Genomic DNA, 18,890 nt, shown 5'->3' with positions numbered 1-18,890 from the left:
GGCGGGTGTCGTGGCGCAGAAGGCGACACGCAGGCGCACGCGGCCGCGATGATCCCGTCCCTGCTGGCCATCATAACGCGCGAAGCGCTCCGGTTCATCCATCAGCGCGAGCGCTTTGTCGCGGCGCTCGTGCGTCCCCTTGTCTGGCTCCTCGTCTTTGCCGCAGGCTTCCGAGCCGCCCTGGGCCTTTCGATCATTCCGCCCTACCAGACCTATATCACCTACGAGACCTATATCGTGCCGGGCCTGTGCGGGATGATCCTTCTCTTCAACGGGATGCAATCCTCGCTCAGCCTTGTCTACGACCGCGAAATGGGCTCGATGCGTCTGCTGCTCACCAGCCCTCAGCCGCGCTGGTGGCTCCTCTTTTCCAAGCTCGTCGGTTCGACGGCGATCTCCATCCTGCAGGTCTATGCTTTTCTGGCAATTGCCGCCTTCTTCGGGATCACCCTGCCGGCCTGGGGATACATCACAGCCCTTCCTGCCTTGCTCATTGCAGGCCTCATGCTCGGCGCGCTCGGTCTTCTGCTCTCCTCCTTCATCAAGCAGCTCGAGAATTTCGCGGGCGTGATGAACTTCGTGATCTTTCCGATGTTCTTTCTCTCCTCCGCGCTCTATCCGCTGTGGAAAATGGCGGAATCGAGCGAGCTTCTGCACGATATCTGCGCCGTGAACCCGTTCACACATGCGGTCGAGCTCATCCGCTTCGCGCTTTATACCGAACTTAACCTACCCGCTTTGGGCTGGACCGTGCTGGCGACAGCTGTCTTCACTGCAGCAGCGCTTTGGGGTTACGATCCGGCCCGCGGCGCGATGCGCCGCAAGACATGACCCCATCTACGACCACAGCACGGGCTGAAATCGGCGTCCAATATGCTATAGTCGCTCCATGTTCAGACACATGATCACCGCCCTCGCCCTTCTGGCCACGCCGCTTGCCGCGGAAACCGAAGACGATCTCGGAACGCTCAATCCGGACGAGATGACCTGGCAATCGATCCTCGACAAGGCCGAGAACGGCGAGACGGGGATGGTCGTCTGCTCGACCGGCTACGCCCTGACCAAATCGGGCGATCATGAAAGTGCCCGCACGCTTTTTCTCGCCTGCGCCGAGGATGGGTATACCGGCACGATGACTTGGCTTAGCCAGCTCGACAATAACGGCCTCGCAGGGCCTTACGATCCGGATGCAGCCGCCGACTGGGACAGGCGCGCGGCCGATCTGGGCGATCCTGTGGGCAAGTTCAATCTGGGGCTCAACATGCTGCGCGGCCATGGCGTCACGCGAGACGCCGAAGCGGGCCGCGCCCTCATCGATGAAGCCGCCTCCGATGGCCTATCGATCGCCCAGCGTCTTCAAGCCGCAGACTACAATCCGGATGAAGTGACACCTGACGCCGATAACTGGAAATACGCCCCGCTCTTCTGACGCGTCTCGAGGATCCGGGCGGGATGCCCGCCCAGTGTCACAATCCGGTCCGCAAGCTCTTTGGCCTCCGACATCACATGTGTGACCAAAACCGTCGCAACCTGCCGCGTCCGGCGAAGGGTCTGAAAGAGCGTCATCATCTCGCCCACCAGATCGGGATCAAGCGAGACGAATGGCTCGTCCATCAAAAGCAAGTCTGGCTTTGCGGCAAAGGCCCGGGCAAGGCTCAGCCTGCGCTGCTGACCAAGGGAGAGCTGACCGGGGAAATCCTGCCAGCGCCCCGCCAGCCCCACCTCGTTCAAGGCATCGATGGCCGCTTCCCGGCTGATGCCCGCCGTCACGCGCAAATTGTCGGCGAGCGTTCGCCACGGCAGCAAGGTCGGCTCCTGAAAGACGACCGAACAGCGGCCCGGTGCCTCAAGCTGCCCTTCAAAGCCGGTCTCGAGCCCCGCCATGATCCGCAGAAGCGTGGTCTTTCCAATTCCGGACGGGCCAACCAGCGCAAGTGTCTCGCCCGCCGCAAGATCCAGCTCTATCGGACCAAGGACCGGCCCCTTGTCAAAGGCAAGCCCCTTCAGTGCCAGCCGCAAAACCGGAATGTGCTCGCCCGGCTCATCGACTGCATAAAGCATCCTTAGCTGGCCGGCTCGAGGAAGGTCCCGCCCGGAAGCGTCGTCGCCTCCCCCAGCAGCTCCGTTCCACCCAGATCGACCATCAGCTCCAGCATCCGCGCGGCAGCCTCTTCATCGACAGCGCCCTCCGCCGGAATACCGGCCCGAAAGCCCGCCTTCAATTCCATGAACTGCGCATCGGTCTCGACATTCATACGCGGGCGCAGACGGTCCCATTCGGCATCGTCTTCCGCCAAAAGGTCCTTTGCCGCCCGCGAGGCCGCGGCAAGCCCGTGAACCAGCTCTGGCTGCTCGGCCAGAAGCTCGCCCTTCACCACATATCCCAAAAGCGGCGTCTCCGCATCCAGTCCCAGCGCCTCGGCAGCCTCGGACGTTGAAATCAACTCGCGCATCCCTTCGGCTTTCATCTTCGCCATGAAATGCCAGTAGTTGACCGCTCCGGCGACATCCCCGTCGAGCGCAGTCTTGAAAATCAGAGGCGGCGCACCGAAGACCTGTTCGGTCTGGCCTTCAAGATCCATCCCCTGCTGGGCCGCATAGGCCCGCAGGATCAGCCAGCTCTTGTCGAGCGGCCCGCCCGCGATCCCGACTTTCTGACCCGCCAGATCCGCCAACGTCCGCGCTTCGCTGTCGCCCGCGACCATGACCCCGCCGACAGCCTTGGAATAGGGGATGAAAACGTAATCCCGACCAGCCGCCCTCTGGCGCGCGACCCACAGCCAGTCCGAGACGATCACATCGGCTTCGCCGCCCTGAAAGGCAACCTGCGTCGCAGATCCTCCGGCCATGCCGATGACCTCAAGATCGAACCCCTCGGCCGCGTCGAAGCCGTGATGGTCGATCGTATCGAGTTCCCAGTTCACCGTCCCGAACTTGAGCACCGCCACCTTGAGCGTCGGCCCCTCGGCCCAACCCGCACCCGCCCCAAGAACCAGAGCCAAAGCTGCTGCGGCAGCCTCCCGAAAGATCCGCATTCTCATCCTCCCTGACGATTGCGCCAAAGCGTAGCAAACCCGCCCTTTGCCGCCATGCGACCAAAGGCCAATCACCAATAGCGGGCTCTTACGACCATTGTTCAATGGCTCTGCCGGGATCCTTGCCGGACACTAAGCGCGGTATGGTCGGGCCGGGATTTTACCGCGCGCCCATCACGCAGGACAGGGAGGACGTCCATGAACCGTTTCATTCTCGCCGCTACGGCGACGCTCTTATTGGCCGGGCCGGGCCAGGCTCAGGTGACCGAGGAAGACCTCGCCAACGATCAGGCAACGCCTGAGAATGTTCTGACCAACGGCATGGGGCGCCACCTGCAACGCTATTCACCGCTGGACATGCTTAACAAGGACAATGTCGCCAATCTGGTGCCTGCCTGGGCCTTTTCACTTGGTGGAGAAAAGCAGCGCGGTCAGGAGACCCAGCCGCTGATCCACGATGGCATGATGTACATCACCGGCTCCTATAGCCGCATTTACGCCATCGATATCGAGACGGGCAAAGAGATCTGGCAATACGACGCCCGCCTGCCCGAAGGCATCCTGCCTTGCTGCGATGTGGTCAACCGAGGCGCCGCGATCTTCGGCGACAAGATCTATTTCGGCACGCTTGATGCGCGCATCGTGGCGCTCGATCTCAAAACTGGCGATGTCGTCTGGCGCGACAAGATCGCCGATTACAAGGCCGGCTATTCCTACACGGCAGCCCCGCTGATCGTGGACGGCCTCGTCATCACCGGCAATTCCGGCGGCGAGTTCGGGATCGTCGGCGCGGTGCAGGCCCGCGACGCGGAAACCGGCGATCTGGTCTGGGAGCGTCCGGTGATCGAAGGTCACATGGGCATGCTCAACGGTGAAGAAAGCACCATGACAGGCGAGCTGAACGCGACATGGCCCGGCGATATGTGGAAGACCGGCGGCGGCGCGACATGGCTCGGCGGATCCTACGACATCGACACCGATACGCTCGTCTTTGGCGCGGGCAATCCCGCCCCGTGGAACAGCTGGCTGCGCGATGCAGGCACACCGACCGAAGGCAATACCGGCGACAACCTCTATGCCGCCTCCCGTCTCGGCCTCGACCCGGCGACAGGCGAGATCAAATGGCATTTCCAGACCACACCGCGCGAAGGCTGGGATTATGACGGCGTGAACGAGGTCGTCGCCTATACCGACCGCGAGGGCAATGGCCGCTACGCCACAGCAGATCGCAATGGCTTTTTCTACGTGCTCAACCGCGAAGACGGCGCCTTCGTCGCGGCCTACCCCTTCGTCAAGGATATCAGCTGGGCCGAAGGCATAGACGAAAACGGTCGTCCGATCTTCGTCGAAGAGAACCGCCCGGGCGATCCCTCCGCCTCGGCCGAAGGCAATAAGGGCGAGATCATCTTCGCCTCCCCGTCCTTCCTCGGCGGCAAGAACTGGATGCCGATGGCCTACAGCCAGAACACCGGCAATTTCTACGTCCCCTCCAACGAATGGGGCATGGATATCTGGAACGAGCCAATCACCTACAAGCAGGGCGCGGCCTATCTGGGCGCAGGCTTCACGATCAAGCCGAATTACGAGGACCATATCGGCTCGCTCAAGGCCATCGATCCTGACAGCGGAGAGATCGTCTGGGAATTCAAGAACGACGCCCCGCTATGGGGCGGCGTCATGACCACCGGGGGCGGCCTTGTCTTTACCGGCACGCCCGAAGGCCGCTTCATCGCCTTCGATGACGAAACCGGAGAAGAGCTTTGGTCCTTCCAGACCGGCTCCGGCATCGTCGGCCAGCCCATCACCTGGGAACAGAACGGCGAACAATACGTCTCGGTCATTTCTGGCTGGGGCGGCGCGGTTCCGCTCTGGGGCGGCGAGGTCGCCAACAAGGTCAACTACCTTAACCAGGGCGGCCTTCTCTGGACCTTCCGTCTGCCAAAGGAACTGGCATCAGCCAACTAGACGCCTATGAAATCTTGACCGGATCAGCGCGCCCCATCGGGGCGCGCTTTTCGTTTGCAGACCGTATCATGCAAAAGACAGCCGATAAGACCTTTTGCCAGATGCCGCACGGCCCGTCATCGGTCTAGAGTGATCCCATGTCATCCGCCGCCCCCTCCCAAGCCGCCGCACCAGAGCCTGACTGGGCTCTCGTTGTCGACGATCATCCTCTTTTCTGCGACGCCCTCGAACTGACGCTTAGATCGGTCGGCGCCTTCACCGAGGTTGCGACTGCCGATCATCTCGAGGCAGCACTCGATATATTGGATGGGCGGGACCCGCCGACCATCGTCATCCTCGATCTGAATCTACCTGATGTCAGCGGTCTGGATGGTCTCATCCGTCTGAGGACCAAGGCGAAGTCAAGCCCGGTCATCGTCGTCTCCTCGATGGCGGAGAACGCGATTATCGCGGGTGCGCTTAAGGCTGGGGCTGCAGGCTTTGTTCCGAAGCATTCACCAAGGTCAGTCTTTCGCGCGGCCCTCGATGCGATAGCCGCAGGAAATCGATACACGCCCGCAGGGTTCATCGATCCGGGCGAAACCTCCGAGGGAGGGGACACACTCACCCGGCTTGCCTCCCTGACCAACCAGCAAGGCCGCATCCTTCAGTTGATCTGCGAAGGCAAGCTGAACAAGCAGATCGCCTATGATCTTTCCATTGCAGAGACCACGGTCAAAGCTCACGTCACGGCGATCATGCGCAAGCTCGGCGTACAATCACGTACCCAGGCAGTGCTCGTCGCCAATGAAGCGCGCTTTGCAAATGTCTTGCCAAGACCGGAATGAGTCTCCTAACCTGAGCCAAGGGAGATCATTGAAAGACGCAAGGAATGGACGGACGCGATATCCTCGCTGCTGGGGAAACGCCGACCGGTCCCACTGCCCTGAGGTATGCTGAAGCCCGTATCGACGACGTCGATCCGCTTCGGTCCATTGCCGAAAGGCTCGGTGCGGGTCCGTTCTCGCTTGTCCTGCTCTTCGTCAGCTCCGAGGCGCCTTTCGACAACCTGATCGCGGCAAGCCGGGACCTATGGTCCGGCGCCCGTGTTGTCGCATGCAGCACCGCGGGAGAGATTGGCGCCGAGGGCTACACAGACGGGCATATCATCGCGGCTGGATTTCCCCGAGAGGATTTTGCCGCGACATGTCTGTCGGTCGAGGATCTCTCTAATCTCGATGTTCGCCCCCTTATCGACCGCGTGGTCACAACCCAGATTGATCTGTCTCAGGCGCATGCTGAGATGGAACACGGGTTCGGCTTTCTTCTGATCGACGGCCTTTGCCTGCGCGAGGATGTCGTGACCGCCGCCATCGCGCCCGCCCTGGGATCTACGCCCCTCTTCGGAGGCTCCGCAGGCGACGGGACGGCATTCGAAAATACGCGGATCGCGTTGGACGGGCGTGTCTTGCAGGATGCCGCCGTTCTCTGCCTCGTTCGAACCCGATTTCGGGTAAAGGTCTTCTCTGTCGATCACATCCGTCCGACTGAACACCGCATGGTCGTCACCGGCGCCGATCCGGCCCGTCGCCGCGTCAAATCGATCAATGCGGAACCGGCGGCCCGGGAATATGGCCGCATCACAGGTCTCGACCCGGACGAGATGGGTCCTTTCGCCTTCGCCGCCCATCCCGTTGTGGTCCGACTTGGCGGCTCGCATCATGTACGTGCCATTCAGCGCGTAACCGACGAGGGCGAGTTGGTGTTCTTCTCGGCCATAGACGAAGGCATGGTTCTTTCCGTCGCCGAACCCGCTGACATCGCCGCGCATCTCGACGCATCCCTCCAACGGCTAAGCGATCCTCAACCGCCGGCCGCCATCCTCAGCTGCGACTGTCTGCTCCGCCGGATCGAGGCCGATCAACGGCAGGCGGGGCGCGCGATCTCCGACATCCTGTCCCGCCACGGCGTCCGGGGCTTTTCGACCTATGGCGAACAGATCGGCTCGCTGCACGTCAATCATACAATGACAGGCGTTGCGCTCTATTCCACCGAGGAGCCGTCATGCTAGTCGATCCGTCTCTTCCAGTTGAGGATCAGAACAAGCGGCTGCTTCGGATCACGCAATCGCTCATGCGCAAGATCGAACAGAATACCGATGCAGACGGGCTGGCTTACGTTCAGTTCGAACGCGCCGCCCTGCTCGAAGCGCAAGTGCGCGAGCGCACTCGTGATCTTGAGCGGACGCTGGACCTGCTTCAAGAATCGAACGCGCGTCTGGCCGAGGCCAATGCTGAAACCGAAGCCGCCCGCTCCAACCTGGGTGAGGCGCTCGAGACGGTTCGCGAAGGCTTTGCGCTTTTTGATGCGCGCGACCGGCTCGTTCTCGCCAACAGCCGATTTTGTCGCGACTTTCTCGATATCGGGGATGGGATCGCGCCGGGCCTTTCTTTCGCGGGCTATGTCGAGCTTGTCAGCTCCAGTCGGTTTCTGGCCCTGCCGGAAGGAGAGGCGCCCGACAGTTGGGCCGCGCGACGTCTTGCCCGGCACGAGGACAGTCGTGCGGAATTCAACGTGGAGCTAATCCTCGATCGCTGGCTCAAGGTCAGTGAGCATCGGACCGCCTCTGGCGGAACGGTAATCTTGCAAACCGACATGACGGATATCATCCGCGCTGAGCGGCAAGAGCGCGACCGCTTACGCGACAGACAGGCCCGGATGGTCCGCGCGACGCTTGATCACCTCAACCAGGGCGTCGCAATCTTCGCGCGCGATGGTCATCTCGTCGGCTGGAACCGCAAGATGAATACTCTGCTCGGTCTCAGTCTGGCAGATCCGGGACGGCACGCGCTTTTCTCCGATCTACTCGACCAGCTCGAGGATCAGATCAGCTTCCACGACGGCATCACCGCCGAGACGCTTAGATCCTGGGCCGGACGCGGATCGGGCCGACGCCCGATCGCCTTCGAGGTGCGCCGGGCCCCGGACAGGATCCTCTCTGTCTTTGCCCAGGAAATGCCCGATGGCGGATTCGTCATTTCCTTTACCGACGTCACCGCTGAACGGCAGGCCGCCCAAGCGCTTTTCGAGATGAATGAGCTGCTCGAGCGCCGCGTGGAAGAGCGGACGCTAGAACTTGGCGACGCGCTGAGCGCGGCCGAACGCGCCAATGCGTCAAAGTCCCGCTTTGTCGCCGCTGCAAGCCACGATCTGCTGCAACCGCTTTCCGCCGCCAAACTCTTTGTCTCCAGCCTTGCCGACCGTCCTCAGGACGATGCCGCCCGCGATATGATCGCCAAGGCGGAAACAGCCCTCTCCAGCGTCGAGGATATCATCGACGCCTTGCTCAACATCTCGCGCCTCGACAGCGGCAAGGCCGATCTGCGGGTCGAGCCGATGCGTCTTTCCGCGGTTCTGGGACCCCTGCTCGACGAGCTTGGGCCCGTCGCCGAAGCGAAGGGGATCGAACTTCGGGTCGTTGACAGCAGCCTGACGGTCGACAGCGATCCCGGCTATCTTCGCCGCATCATCCAAAATCTGATGTCAAACGCCATTCGCTATACAGAAGCCGGGCGGGTGGTGGTGGGCGCGCGCCGCACTGGCCGGTTTGCCCGGATCGAGGTCTGGGATACTGGCCCCGGTATCGCCAAAGACGATAGGGATACGATCTTCAAAGAGTTCCGGCGGCTCGGCAACAAAGAGGCGGGACCAACCGGGATGGGTCTTGGTCTTGCCATCGTGGAACGGGCTTGCCACAGCTTGGATCATCCCCTCTCGCTCTGGTCGGAGCCCGGGATCGGCAGCTGCTTTTCCGTCGGTGTCCCGATCCATGCCAAAGACCTCCCTGAGCCTAAGATTCACCGTCCGACCGAACGCCCCCATGGCTCCTGCGAGGGCCTGATCGTGCTCCTGGTCGAGAATGATCTTCAGTTTGCCCGCGCGGCATCTATCACGATCGAAGATTGGGGCGCCCACGTCATTCATGCGGCATCGGGCAAAGAGGCCTTGGATCTGCTCGAGGAAATCCAGATCACACCTGACGCGCTTATCCTGGATTTTCAGCTGAGCGATGACATGACTGGGATCGAGGTCCACGACTGCATCTGCGACATCTACGGTGATATTCCCGCCCGCATCGTCTCAGCAGATCGCAGCCGAACGCTTCGACAGGCCTGCGTGGACCGGGGGATCGACCTGATCGCCAAACCCATAGATCTGGAGAAACTCCACGGTTTTCTCAACCGGATCGGTCCGGCGGCAACCGCCGCCTAAGCGCGTTTTACAGGAACGTCGCGGCCCACGACTGCCGCATGAAAAAGATCGAGCACCGCCTCTTCGCCATGATCTCTGGCCAGTCTGCGAAGACCGAAATGGACATGGGCCAGCTCGACATAGTAATTCGTAAAGCTCGCATTGATCCCGGCCCCGGCCACTGCGCCGATCAGCGGAACCGCTTGTGTTGCAAGCTTCTGGCTCAGCACTGCCGCAAATCTCGGTGCAATCCGCGCGATCAGGCCATGAACGGCGGCGCCAGAAAGGCTCAGCCGGGCCCCGATAAAGCTGGTATCAACCGCATCGTCGTCAGTGCCTGGACCACCACTTCCGAAGACACGTAGGCATTCGATCCGGGTCTCGTCGGATAGGGGATCTTCCCCGTGAGCCTCCGCAACACTCTGGACAGCGCGAAAGATGACCGTCGTCGCAACCGGCAGTTCGGCCATCGCGGTCGGAAGGCCTCCAACCCCGCCGATCGCGCCAGACACGGCAGCCATGACCTTATGCGAACGATCCGTCGTCTGCTCGCCCACGATCCGCGCCAAAGCAGAGCTGTCCCGACTGCGCTGAGCGGCATTGTAACTGATCTCAAGCGCATTTCGGGCTGACTTCTCAACCTGGCTGCGCACGCTCTGAGGCAGCAGTTTAAGGCCATCCTCGACCTGCCCGCCCGCAAAGTTAATCACCTTCATCAAAAGGCCATTCGCTCGCCTCTGACGGCGAGCCATCGCCTCGATTTCGGCTCTCGTCGCCTCGTCGATAGGCCGTGGCACCTGCGCGGGGCTTCGCGGTTCAATGTCGATTTGCGCGTCGCTCATATCCTATAAATGCGCCCGCCTGAGCGAATTTCAATCACAAGCCCGCTCCACGTTGCCTTCAAGACACGCCCATCCTGGTGCAGCAAGATCCAGTCCCAGCACCCGCTCGGGATTGGTCGGCGGCGGCATCATCACTCCCGGCAGCTTGCGAAACCCAAACCGGCCGTAATAGGGCGCATCGCCGACAAGCAGCGCCCGAACCCAACCGCTCCGGCGCGCCTGCTCAAGTCCTTCCCGCATCAAGGCAGCCCCCAACCCTTCGCCTTGTCGCGTGGGGTGAACAGCAACAGGACCCAGTAGAACCGCCTCTGCCGAGCCGACCCGAACCGGCCAGAACCGGATCGCCCCGCCTAGAACTCCATCGCCGTCCCGCGCCGTGCGACACAGCCCGGTCACCGGCGCAACCCCGTCTCGCAATCTGTAAGACGACAGCGCTTCTCGCCCGGGCGCAAAACACAGATCGAAGAGCGCTTCGACCTCCCACCAATCCTCGGGCGTTTCCTGCGAAAAGATCATCTCTCAGCTCCGAACTGGACCGAGCGTTAACATGCCGATATTGCGAGTGTAATCCGGATTTGCGCGATCAGCTTGAGAGGCCCCGATGTTCTACCGCCCAGAAGACGGCCATGGCCTGCCCTTCAACCCGTTCAACGCGGTCGTCTCCCCCCGCCCCATCGGCTGGATCTCGACTCGCGCCAGCGACGGCAGCGAAAACCTTGCGCCCTACTCTTTCTTCAACGCCGTGGCCTACGTGCCGCCACAGGTTATGTTCGCCTCCACCTCCGCCAAGCCCGACCGCGACGGCACCAAGGACAGCGTCGCAAATATTCGCGCCACTGGTGTCTTCTGCGTCAACACCGTGGCCTACGAGATGCGGGACGCGATGAACCAGACATCGGGCCCGTGGGAGAAGGAGACCGACGAATTCACTCTCGCAGGGATCGAGCGAGCAGAATGCGAGACCATCGCTTGCTCGCGGGTGGCGGGCGCGCCCGCTTCGCTCGAATGCCGGATGAGCCAGATCATCCAGATTGAGGGCGAGGCGAACTTCATCGTTCTAGCAGAAGTGACCGGCGTTCACCTGCGCGACGATTGCCTGAAGGATGGCCGGTTCGATGTGACGACGTTCGAGCCGCTCGCCCGCTTGGGATACCGTGATTACACGCGGGTTCGCGATCTCTTCCCACTGGACCGTCCGGATGACTGACATGGACATGCCCGATCCAGATCAGACCTATCCGATACGCTTGCCAGACGGATCGAGACATCAGGGGACGATCCACGTGAACCGGATGCTCGATCATCCCAATATCGATGTCGGCGACTACACCTATTACTCTGATTTCGACCCGCCCGCCGATGGGGCAGCGCTCGCCGCCCGGCTTGCCCCCTATCTGTTCCCGAACTCCAGCGAAATGCTCAGGATCGGCAAATTCTGCCAGATCGCGCACGGCACCCGCTTTATCACGGCGAGCGCAAACCATCCGGCGGGTCTTATCACCAGCTACCCGTTCCAGATCTTCGATCCGGCACATATGGCGAACTACCACCCCGATGAGCGTGACACCCGGATCGGTAACGACGTATGGCTGGGCTACAACTCGATGGTCCTGCCAGGAGCGACCGTCGGAAACGGCGTCATCGTCGGAGCAGGCTCGGTGGTGCGAGGCGATATCCCTGACTATGCCGTCGTGATCGGCAATCCTGCGCAGGTCATCCGGATGCGGTTCCCGGAGGCTGAGATCGAGACACTCAACGAACTCGCCTGGTGGGACTGGCCCGCGGGCAAGATCGCCGCGCATCGACTTCTGATCGAAGGCTCGGATGTCACGGCCTTGGCAAAGGCCGCAGCCACCCCGTCCTAGTGGCTGCCAAGGATCCCCGTCCGCACGCCGTAATCCACCGCCACCGCGTAATCGGGATCGTCGTCGCTATCGACCACCAGATGCCCCGCCTTTTGCAGCAACCGGTGGCAATCGCGGCTCAGATGGCGCAGCTGAATACGCTTGCCTGACGTCTCATACTTCGTGGCCACAGCCTCGATCGCCTGCAGAGCCGATTGATCGACCACCCGGCTTCCATCGAAATCCACAATGACGGTCTGCGGATCGCCATCGACATCGAAGAGCTCCGCAAACCCGTCAGCCGAGCCGAAAAAGAGCGGCCCCTGCACCTGATAGACCTTCGCACCCTCTGGCGTGATATAGCTCTTCGCCCAGATGCGCTTGGCATTGCCCCAGGCATAGACCAGAGCGGAGACAATCACGCCCACGACGACTGCCACTGCAAGGTCCTCATAGACCGTGACCACCGTCACCAGCAGGATCACGAACGCATCCGCCTTAGGCACCCGGAACAGGATCTTGAGCGAGTTCCACGCAAAAGTGCCGATCACGACCATGAACATAACACCGACAAGGGCGGCCAACGGGATCACTTCGATGATTGGAGATGCGACCAGAATGAAGGCGAGCAGAAATAGCGCCGCCGCAACACCCGCGATCCGCGTGCGACCCCCAGATTTCACGTTGATCATCGACTGACCGATCATCGCGCAACCGCCCATCCCGCCAAAAAAGCCGGTGACGGTGTTGGCCACGCCTTGCGCGATACATTCCTGACTGGCGCCGCCCCGCTTATTGGTGATCTCTCCGACAAGGTTCAGCGTCAGCAGGCTCTCGATCAGACCGATCGCGGCAAGGATCACCGCATAAGGCAGAATGATCCAAAAGGTCTCCATCGTGAACGGCGCAAGGAACCCCTCGTAAAGTCCCGCAACAGGCTCTTCTGCGAAAGTGAACGGCACGTGGAAACTCGGAAAGCCGCCGCTGATCGAGGCCAAATCGCCGACCCGCGGCACATCGAGCCCCAGCGTGATCACGAGGATCGCAACGATCCCGATCCCGGCCAGCGGCGCGGGGATCGCGTTGGTGATCTTCGGCATGCCCCAGATGATCGCCATCGTCAGCGCCGTCAGACCCAGCATCAAGGACAGCGTGGCTGCAGGCAACCAGTCGCCATCGGGCAGCAGCCCGTGATGGGACGGATCGGCGGTCCCGGCGATCTGAAACTGGCTGAGCTGCGCCAGAAAAATCACGATGGCCAACCCGTTCACAAAGCCCAGCATCACTGGATGCGGCACAAGGCGGATGAACTTGCCCCATCGCAGAACCCCCGCCGTGATCTGCAGGATCCCCATTAGGATCACCGTCGCGAAAAGGTATTCGACCCCGTGCTCGGCAACCAAAGCCACCATCACGACCGCCAAAGCGCCAGTCGCGCCCGAGATCATGCCGGGTCGCCCGCCGATCAGTGCCGTGATCAGCCCGACTAGAAACGCTGCATAAAGCCCGACCAGAGGATGCACCCCCGCAACAAAGGCAAAGGCCACAGCCTCCGGCACCAGCGCCAAGGCAACCGTCAGGCCAGAGAGCAGCTCGATCTTGAAGCGGGTCAGCGTCAGTCTTTCATCCGCTCCGCTCAGCTCGGTCAACGACAGACGGTCGGCGAATGCCGCCAAAATGGCTCGGGCCATGGGTATCGTCCTTCGATTCGGGATCCATGATCGGACAAGACATAGCCCGCAAGCCGCCTCGCTCTGATAGCTGTCTTTCGGCTCTCCGGACGCGTTTGGCAACCCGTGCCGCCGCGTCCCGGGTGTGTGTTGCATGCATGGCTCAACGGCTCCGGATGCGCTGGATCCGGAGCGTCCTCAAGAGATGTCTTCCCTATTCCGGCACGGATTGTCATGATCGCATGGGCCGATCCTGGAACGCATCGCTTCATGACAAAGACCTATCTCGGCATTATCGGTGGATCGGGCCTTTATGGCATCGACGGGCTGCAAGACTCGATCTGGCAGTCGATGACGACCCCTCGGGGCGCGCCATCCGACCAGATCCTGACGGGCCGATTGGACGGCCTGCCGCTCGCCTTTCTGCCGCGCCACGGTCGCGGCCATGTCCACGCGCCGGACACGATCCCCTATCGGGCCAATATCGACGCGCTCAAGCAGCTCGGTGTCACAGATGTGCTTTCGATCTCGGCTTGCGGATCCTTCCGTGACGAAATGGCACCGGGCCATTTCGTCCTCGTCGATCAATATCTCGACCGCACCAAAGGCCGCGCGCCCAGCTTCTTCGGCACCGGCTGCGTCGCCCATGTCAGCCTGGCCCATCCCGCCTGCGACCGTCTGACCGATTCCGTCGCAACCGCCTGCACCAAAGCCGAAATCAAGGCCCATCGCGGCGGCACTTATCTGGCCATGGAGGGCCCGCAGTTTTCTTCGCTCGCCGAAAGCCGCCTCTATCGCGACACGCTTGGCTGCGACGTCATCGGCATGACCGCCATGCCCGAAGCCCGCCTCGCCCGCGAAGCAGAGCTTTGCTATCTGACCGTCGCCATGATCACCGACTACGACAGCTGGCACCCGGATCACGGCGCCGTCTCGATCACCGACATCATCGCCACCGCGCACTCCAACGCGGGGCAGGCGCGCGCCCTTATCCGTGCTCTCCCCTCGGCTCTCAACACGAGCCGCGATCCCTGCTCCGACGGCTGCGACCGCGCACTCGATCACGCGATCCTCACCGCACCGGCCCACCGCGACCCGGCCCTCGTCACCAAACTCGGCACAATCGCCGGACGCATTCTCTAGGGAGCTCCTCATGCCGCTCGATCTCTGGCTGACCTTCGTCGCCGCCGCCACGGCGCTTCTCCTAATCCCCGGACCAACCGTCCTTCTCGTTCTCAGCTACGCAATCAGCCAAGGCCGCCGCGTTGCCGTCGCGTCCGCCCTTGGCGTCGCGACCGGAGACCTCATCGCCATGACCGCCTCTCTCGCGGGTCTCGGTGCCCTGGTCCTCGCCTCTGCCACGGCCTTCACGATCCTGAAATGGATCGGCGCGATCTATCTCGTCTGGCTCGGGATCAAGCTGTTGCGCAGCGCGCCCTCGGGCGGCCTCGCTCCCACGGATGTCCCTGCAACCCGCGCCAGCCGCATCTTTGGCCACACCGCGACGGTCACCGCGCTCAATCCCAAATCCATCGCCTTCTTCATCGCCTTCGTGCCGCAATTCCTGCAGCCCGCCGCACCGCTCGCCCCACAATTCGCGATCCTCATCGCAACCTTCGTGACGCTTGCCGCGCTCAACGCGCTGGCCTATGCCCTCTTGGCCGACCGGCTCCGCACGACGATGGGTCGCCCTTCCGTCCTGACCGGCCTGACCCGGCTCGGAGGCGCCGCCCTGATCGGCATGGGCCTGATGACCGCCACGCTAAGGAGAGCCGCCCCATGAAGGACATGGCCCGCACCGTCCGCGACTACATCCGCACGATCCCGGATTTCCCGGAACCGGGCATCATGTTCCGCGATGTGACGACACTGTTTTCGGACCCGCGCGGCTTCCGCATCGCCATCGACCAACTCCTCCACCCCTATGCTGGCATGGAAATCGACAAGGTCGTCGGCCTCGAGGCGCGCGGCTTCATCCTCGGCGGCGCCGTCGCGCACCAGCTCTCGACCGGCTTCGTGCCGATCCGCAAGAAGGGCAAGCTGCCCGGCCAGACCATCGAGCAACCCTACCAGCTCGAATACGGCGAAGCAGTGATGGAGCTTCACGACGACGCGCTCGAGCCTGGAGAAACGGTCCTACTGGTCGACGATCTGCTCGCCACCGGTGGCACCGCCGAAGCCGGCATCAAGCTCATCGAACGCCTCGGCGCCCAATGCATCGGCTGCGCCTTCGTCATCGACCTCCCGGACCTCGGAGGTCGCGCCAAACTCGAAGCGCTCGGCCAGCAGGTCCACGCTCTGTGCGCATTCGAAGGCGATTGAAGCGGACCATGGCCCTCGTCCTGCTAAGCCGAGATGGATACCAAGGCATGCCAGATTTTGTCTTTCGTAGCGCCTGACCGCCATCGGCGATATGCTCGAAGGGCTGTGGCTGGCGAAAATGGTTCTATATCTCGGCCAATGACCCGGACTTGCTTTGCCATACGAGTAAGTTGACCGCACACCTTGCGGAAAGAGGTACAAGACAAAATGCTTGGATACACGATCCTAGGAACAAAGGACCTTGGGAAGGCGAAAGAGTTTTACGATCCACTCTTCAAGCGGATGAACCTTGCCCGATGTTACGAAGACGCCTTGGTAGCATCATTGGGCGACGAGAACGACCATACCGTCCCAAGGTTCTTCGTCTGTTATCCCTACAATGAGAGGCCCGCCAGTGCCGGGAACGGGAGCATGACCGCGTTTCGGGTAGAGCGCGCATCGGACGTGGATGAACTATATGAAATGGCCATTCAAAGTGGCGGGCAGGATGAAGGCAAGCCGGGTTTTCGTCCCGAAGCCTATGGTGACAAGTTCTACGTCGCCTATGTCCGGGATCTAGATGGAAACAAGCTCGCCTTCTGCTGCTACGATGGCAAGGCTAATCCGTAGCTGAGACCTAAGGCATTCGCGCGGCGCCTCGGCCGGTCTCCTCGACGATATGAAGCTTGCTTCCGGGTTACCTCTAGACTTCGCGCAGCACCGCTCCCGGGTTCATGATCCCCGCCGGATCCAGCGCCGCTTTGATCGCCCGCATCGCCATCAGCTTTCCCGGATCGCCATAGCGCTCCAGATCCTCGACCTTCAGCCGGCCGATCCCGTGCTCGGCGCTGACCGAGCCGCCCATCTCGTCCACCAGATCATGCACCGCCCGCTTCACCAGCGCCCGCTCCGCCTCATGATCCGCCCGCGAGCGGCCCGGCACCGGGAAGACGTTGTAATGCAGGTTCCCGTCCCCCACATGTCCAAAGCAGTTGATCCGAAACTCTCCGATCCGGGCGATCGCCTCATCGCCCCGCCGGATGAAGTCCGGAATCGCCCCCAGCGGAACCGAGATATCGTGCGAGCTGACCGAGCCGATCCGGCGGTTCGCCTCGGGGATGCTTTCGCGTACGGCCCAGAACTCGGCCCGCTGCGCCTCGGACTGCGCGATCACCCCGTCCGAGACGATCCCGGCGGCCACAGCCGCCTCGAACAGCCCTTCCAGCACCGCCTCCTGCGATTGCCCCGCAGGTAGCCCCAGATCGATCAGCACCACCCAATCCGGCGCCTCCTCGAACGGCAACCGCACCTCCGGCATGGTCTCGCGCAGAAACGCCAGCCCCATCCGCCCGATCAACTCAAACGCTTGCACGCCGCCACCCAGACGCTCGCCCGCCAGCGCCAGCAGATCCAGCGCCGCCTCGGGCGAGGGCACGACAAAGAAAGCCGTCCCCTCTTCCACCGGACGCGGCTGCAGCCGTAAGGCCGCCGCCGTAATCACGCCCAGCGTGCCTTCTGCCCCAATCAGCAGATGCCGCAAATCATACCCCGTGTTGTTCTTGCGAAGCCGCGTCAGCCCATTCCAGATCGTCCCATCCGGCAGGACCGCCTCAAGCCCCAGCACCTGATCGCGCGCATTTCCGTAGCGCAGCGTATTGATCCCGCCCGCATTCGTCGACAAAAGCCCGCCGATCCGTGCCGACCCTTCCGAGGCGAGTGACAACGGGAAAAGCCGCCCAGCCTCAGCCGCCGCCGCCTGCACATCCGCCAGGATCGCGCCTGCCTCGACCACCATCGCGTTCTCCAGCGGAAAAACCTCCCGGATCTGCGTCATCCGTTCCAGCGACAGAATGATAGGCGCAATTCCGTCCGGCGCGATCTGCCCGCCGACCAGCCCAGTCCCGCCGCCATAGGGCACGACCGGGATATGCGCATCGGCCGCCACGTTGATGATAGCCGCAACCTCCTCGGTCGATGCAGGCGCAATCACTCGGCCGTCACGCCCGGCGTAGCGTCCACGCGGCTCTTCCAGATACCGGGGCTCGAGGTCCCTAAACGCGGCGTCAGGCACGACCTCTCGCAGCCGCGTATCGACCGAGGTCACAGAGCGAAGCGCCGTCATTCCTCGGTCAGCCATCCTGGTTGCAATACGCGCACGGTTGGGCGATTGGGCAGCTCGCGCAGGGAGACAACCATCTCGTTCCCATCCATCCGCTCGATGGCAAACTCATCTTCCATTCCGTCCAGAAACCGCTCCAGATTGCCCGGTCCAAACCAATGCATCGGAATGACCACCGAAGCGCGGAACCGCTTCAAAACCCGGATCATCGTCTCCAGATCCAGCGTCAGCCCGCCATCGACCGGGGCCATCACCACATCCAGCCGCCCGATCGCCGCATAGTCGGCCGCCGTCGGCTCGTGATGCAGATGCCCCAGATGCCCGATACAAAGGCCTCCCGCCTCGAAGATAAAGATCGAATTCCCATCCGGCTCGGCTGCCGCTCCCCCGTCTCGAGACCGGATATCCGTCGGCACGTTGCGAACCAGCATCTCTCCCAGATCCAGATGATGCTCGGCCGTGCCATCAGGCTCCCAACCCCAGAGCACATGGGGAATGGCCGGATCAGGCAAGGCCGTCCAATGACTGGAATGGGCCTTGTTCATCGTCACCACATCAGGCACGAACTCGACCGCCCCCATGAACCCGGTAAAATCCGTCGCCGCCGAAAGCCCTCCGGGGGTCTGCAGCAAAAACATCGCATGATCGACATAGGTGATCCGGATCGTGTCGTCAGCTACCGGATCGCGAAACCCGGCCCGCATCACCGTCTCGGGCCCGCCCACCATGGCAATGCAATGGCTGGGGCGCCGCTCCTGCGCGGATGCGCCTGCCGCCAGAACGATCAGACAAAAGATGAAATACCGCATGACGCAAATCTAGCACATCCCGCGCCGATCTCACCCCTTCATCTTGCGATAAATACTCAAATCCCCGGCCCGCCC

19 protein-coding genes are annotated in these 18,890 nt (G+C 62.2%); 12 read left to right on the top strand and 7 right to left on the bottom strand.

Annotation, left to right across the window (positions count from 1 at the left end; translation table 11 throughout):
- Positions 1 to 48: 48 nt before the first annotated feature.
- Both AAD018_RS11815 and AAD018_RS11810 read left to right on the top strand, forming a co-directional pair.
- The gene (locus AAD018_RS11815) at positions 49 to 831 is read left to right on the top strand and encodes an ABC transporter permease (protein WP_367314289.1); all 783 of its coding nucleotides are present in this window, start codon (positions 49 to 51) and stop codon (positions 829 to 831) included.
- Between the two features lie 58 nt (positions 832 to 889).
- Positions 890 to 1,429: an SEL1-like repeat protein gene (locus tag AAD018_RS11810; protein WP_412005266.1), complete on the top strand. Its 540-nt coding sequence runs from the start codon at positions 890 to 892 to the stop codon at positions 1,427 to 1,429.
- On the opposite strand, the gene AAD018_RS11805 is transcribed toward AAD018_RS11810, so the two are convergent.
- Both AAD018_RS11805 and AAD018_RS11800 read right to left on the bottom strand, forming a co-directional pair.
- Positions 1,369 to 2,061, bottom strand: a complete 693-nt coding sequence (locus AAD018_RS11805; RefSeq protein WP_367314287.1) for an ABC transporter ATP-binding protein — start codon at positions 2,059 to 2,061, stop codon at positions 1,369 to 1,371. The two genes, AAD018_RS11810 and AAD018_RS11805, sit on opposite strands and share 61 nt — an antisense overlap.
- A gap of 2 nt (positions 2,062 to 2,063) precedes the next feature.
- Complete coding sequence (locus AAD018_RS11800) at positions 2,064 to 3,035, bottom strand: ABC transporter substrate-binding protein (RefSeq protein ID WP_367314286.1); 972 nt, start codon at positions 3,033 to 3,035, stop codon at positions 2,064 to 2,066.
- 198 nt (positions 3,036 to 3,233) lie between these two features.
- On the opposite strand from AAD018_RS11800, the gene AAD018_RS11795 reads away from it, so the two are divergent.
- From AAD018_RS11795 to AAD018_RS11780, 4 genes are all read left to right on the top strand, one after another.
- Positions 3,234 to 5,000, top strand: a complete 1,767-nt coding sequence (locus AAD018_RS11795) for a PQQ-dependent methanol/ethanol family dehydrogenase (RefSeq protein WP_367314285.1) — start codon at positions 3,234 to 3,236, stop codon at positions 4,998 to 5,000.
- 137 nt (positions 5,001 to 5,137) lie between these two features.
- A complete protein-coding gene (locus AAD018_RS11790; protein ID WP_367314284.1) occupies positions 5,138 to 5,827 on the top strand; it encodes a response regulator transcription factor in 690 nt (229 codons plus the stop codon).
- Positions 5,828 to 5,871: 44 nt separating this feature from the next.
- Complete coding sequence (locus tag AAD018_RS11785) at positions 5,872 to 7,050, top strand: FIST N-terminal domain-containing protein (protein WP_367314283.1); 1,179 nt, start codon at positions 5,872 to 5,874, stop codon at positions 7,048 to 7,050.
- Entirely contained in the window at positions 7,044 to 9,251 is a 2,208-nt protein-coding gene (locus AAD018_RS11780) for a hybrid sensor histidine kinase/response regulator (protein WP_367314282.1), read from the top strand. The genes AAD018_RS11785 and AAD018_RS11780 overlap by 7 nt, the downstream gene beginning before the upstream one ends.
- On the opposite strand, the gene AAD018_RS11775 is transcribed toward AAD018_RS11780, so the two are convergent.
- Entirely contained in the window at positions 9,248 to 10,072 is an 825-nt protein-coding gene (locus AAD018_RS11775; RefSeq protein WP_367314281.1) for an EcsC family protein, read from the bottom strand. The two genes, AAD018_RS11780 and AAD018_RS11775, sit on opposite strands and share 4 nt — an antisense overlap.
- 30 nt (positions 10,073 to 10,102) lie before the next feature.
- The gene (locus AAD018_RS11770; RefSeq protein ID WP_367314280.1) at positions 10,103 to 10,588 is read right to left on the bottom strand and encodes a GNAT family N-acetyltransferase; all 486 of its coding nucleotides are present in this window, start codon (positions 10,586 to 10,588) and stop codon (positions 10,103 to 10,105) included.
- Positions 10,589 to 10,673: 85 nt separating this feature from the next.
- Between AAD018_RS11770 and AAD018_RS11765 the strand changes: the two genes are divergently transcribed.
- Together AAD018_RS11765 and AAD018_RS11760 are read left to right on the top strand one after the other, a co-directional pair.
- Positions 10,674 to 11,279, top strand: a complete 606-nt coding sequence (locus tag AAD018_RS11765) for a flavin reductase family protein (protein ID WP_367314279.1) — start codon at positions 10,674 to 10,676, stop codon at positions 11,277 to 11,279.
- Position 11,280: 1 nt separating this feature from the next.
- Positions 11,281 to 11,937 (top strand): CatB-related O-acetyltransferase, encoded by a 657-nt coding sequence (locus AAD018_RS11760; protein WP_412005273.1) that lies wholly within the window; start codon positions 11,281 to 11,283, stop codon positions 11,935 to 11,937.
- On the opposite strand, the gene AAD018_RS11755 is transcribed toward AAD018_RS11760, so the two are convergent.
- Positions 11,934 to 13,607 (bottom strand): SulP family inorganic anion transporter, encoded by a 1,674-nt coding sequence (locus tag AAD018_RS11755; RefSeq protein WP_367314277.1) that lies wholly within the window; start codon positions 13,605 to 13,607, stop codon positions 11,934 to 11,936. The genes AAD018_RS11760 and AAD018_RS11755 overlap by 4 nt on opposite strands.
- Positions 13,608 to 13,856: 249 nt before the next feature.
- Between AAD018_RS11755 and AAD018_RS11750 the strand changes: the two genes are divergently transcribed.
- The 4 genes from AAD018_RS11750 (at position 13,857) to AAD018_RS11735 (ending at position 16,517) form a co-directional block, all read left to right on the top strand.
- Complete coding sequence (locus AAD018_RS11750; protein ID WP_367314276.1) at positions 13,857 to 14,729, top strand: S-methyl-5'-thioadenosine phosphorylase; 873 nt, start codon at positions 13,857 to 13,859, stop codon at positions 14,727 to 14,729.
- Positions 14,730 to 14,739: 10 nt separating this feature from the next.
- Positions 14,740 to 15,369, top strand: coding sequence for a LysE family translocator (locus tag AAD018_RS11745; RefSeq protein WP_367314275.1), 630 nt, complete (start codon positions 14,740 to 14,742; stop codon positions 15,367 to 15,369).
- Entirely contained in the window at positions 15,366 to 15,908 is a 543-nt protein-coding gene (locus AAD018_RS11740) for an adenine phosphoribosyltransferase (protein WP_367314274.1), read from the top strand. The genes AAD018_RS11745 and AAD018_RS11740 overlap by 4 nt, the downstream gene beginning before the upstream one ends.
- A 207-nt stretch (positions 15,909 to 16,115) precedes the next feature.
- Positions 16,116 to 16,517 (top strand): VOC family protein, encoded by a 402-nt coding sequence (locus AAD018_RS11735; RefSeq protein WP_412005265.1) that lies wholly within the window; start codon positions 16,116 to 16,118, stop codon positions 16,515 to 16,517.
- 73 nt (positions 16,518 to 16,590) lie between these two features.
- Here AAD018_RS11735 and AAD018_RS11730 read toward each other — a convergent pair whose 3' ends face one another.
- On the bottom strand, positions 16,591 to 18,009 hold the full coding sequence (locus tag AAD018_RS11730) for an FAD-binding oxidoreductase (RefSeq protein ID WP_367314272.1): 1,419 nt from the start codon (positions 18,007 to 18,009) through the stop codon (positions 16,591 to 16,593).
- Complete coding sequence (locus tag AAD018_RS11725; RefSeq protein WP_367314271.1) at positions 18,006 to 18,815, bottom strand: MBL fold metallo-hydrolase; 810 nt, start codon at positions 18,813 to 18,815, stop codon at positions 18,006 to 18,008. Before AAD018_RS11725 ends, AAD018_RS11730 begins: the two co-directional genes overlap by 4 nt.
- Between the last annotated feature and the right edge of the window lie 75 nt (positions 18,816 to 18,890).

Origin of the sequence: Aestuariibius insulae (assembly GCF_040783535.2) — a bacterium.
GTDB lineage: Bacteria > Pseudomonadota > Alphaproteobacteria > Rhodobacterales > Rhodobacteraceae > Aestuariibius > Aestuariibius insulae.
Note: the sequence above shows the minus strand (reverse complement) of the source record. Positions and strands in the feature narration are given on the sequence as shown.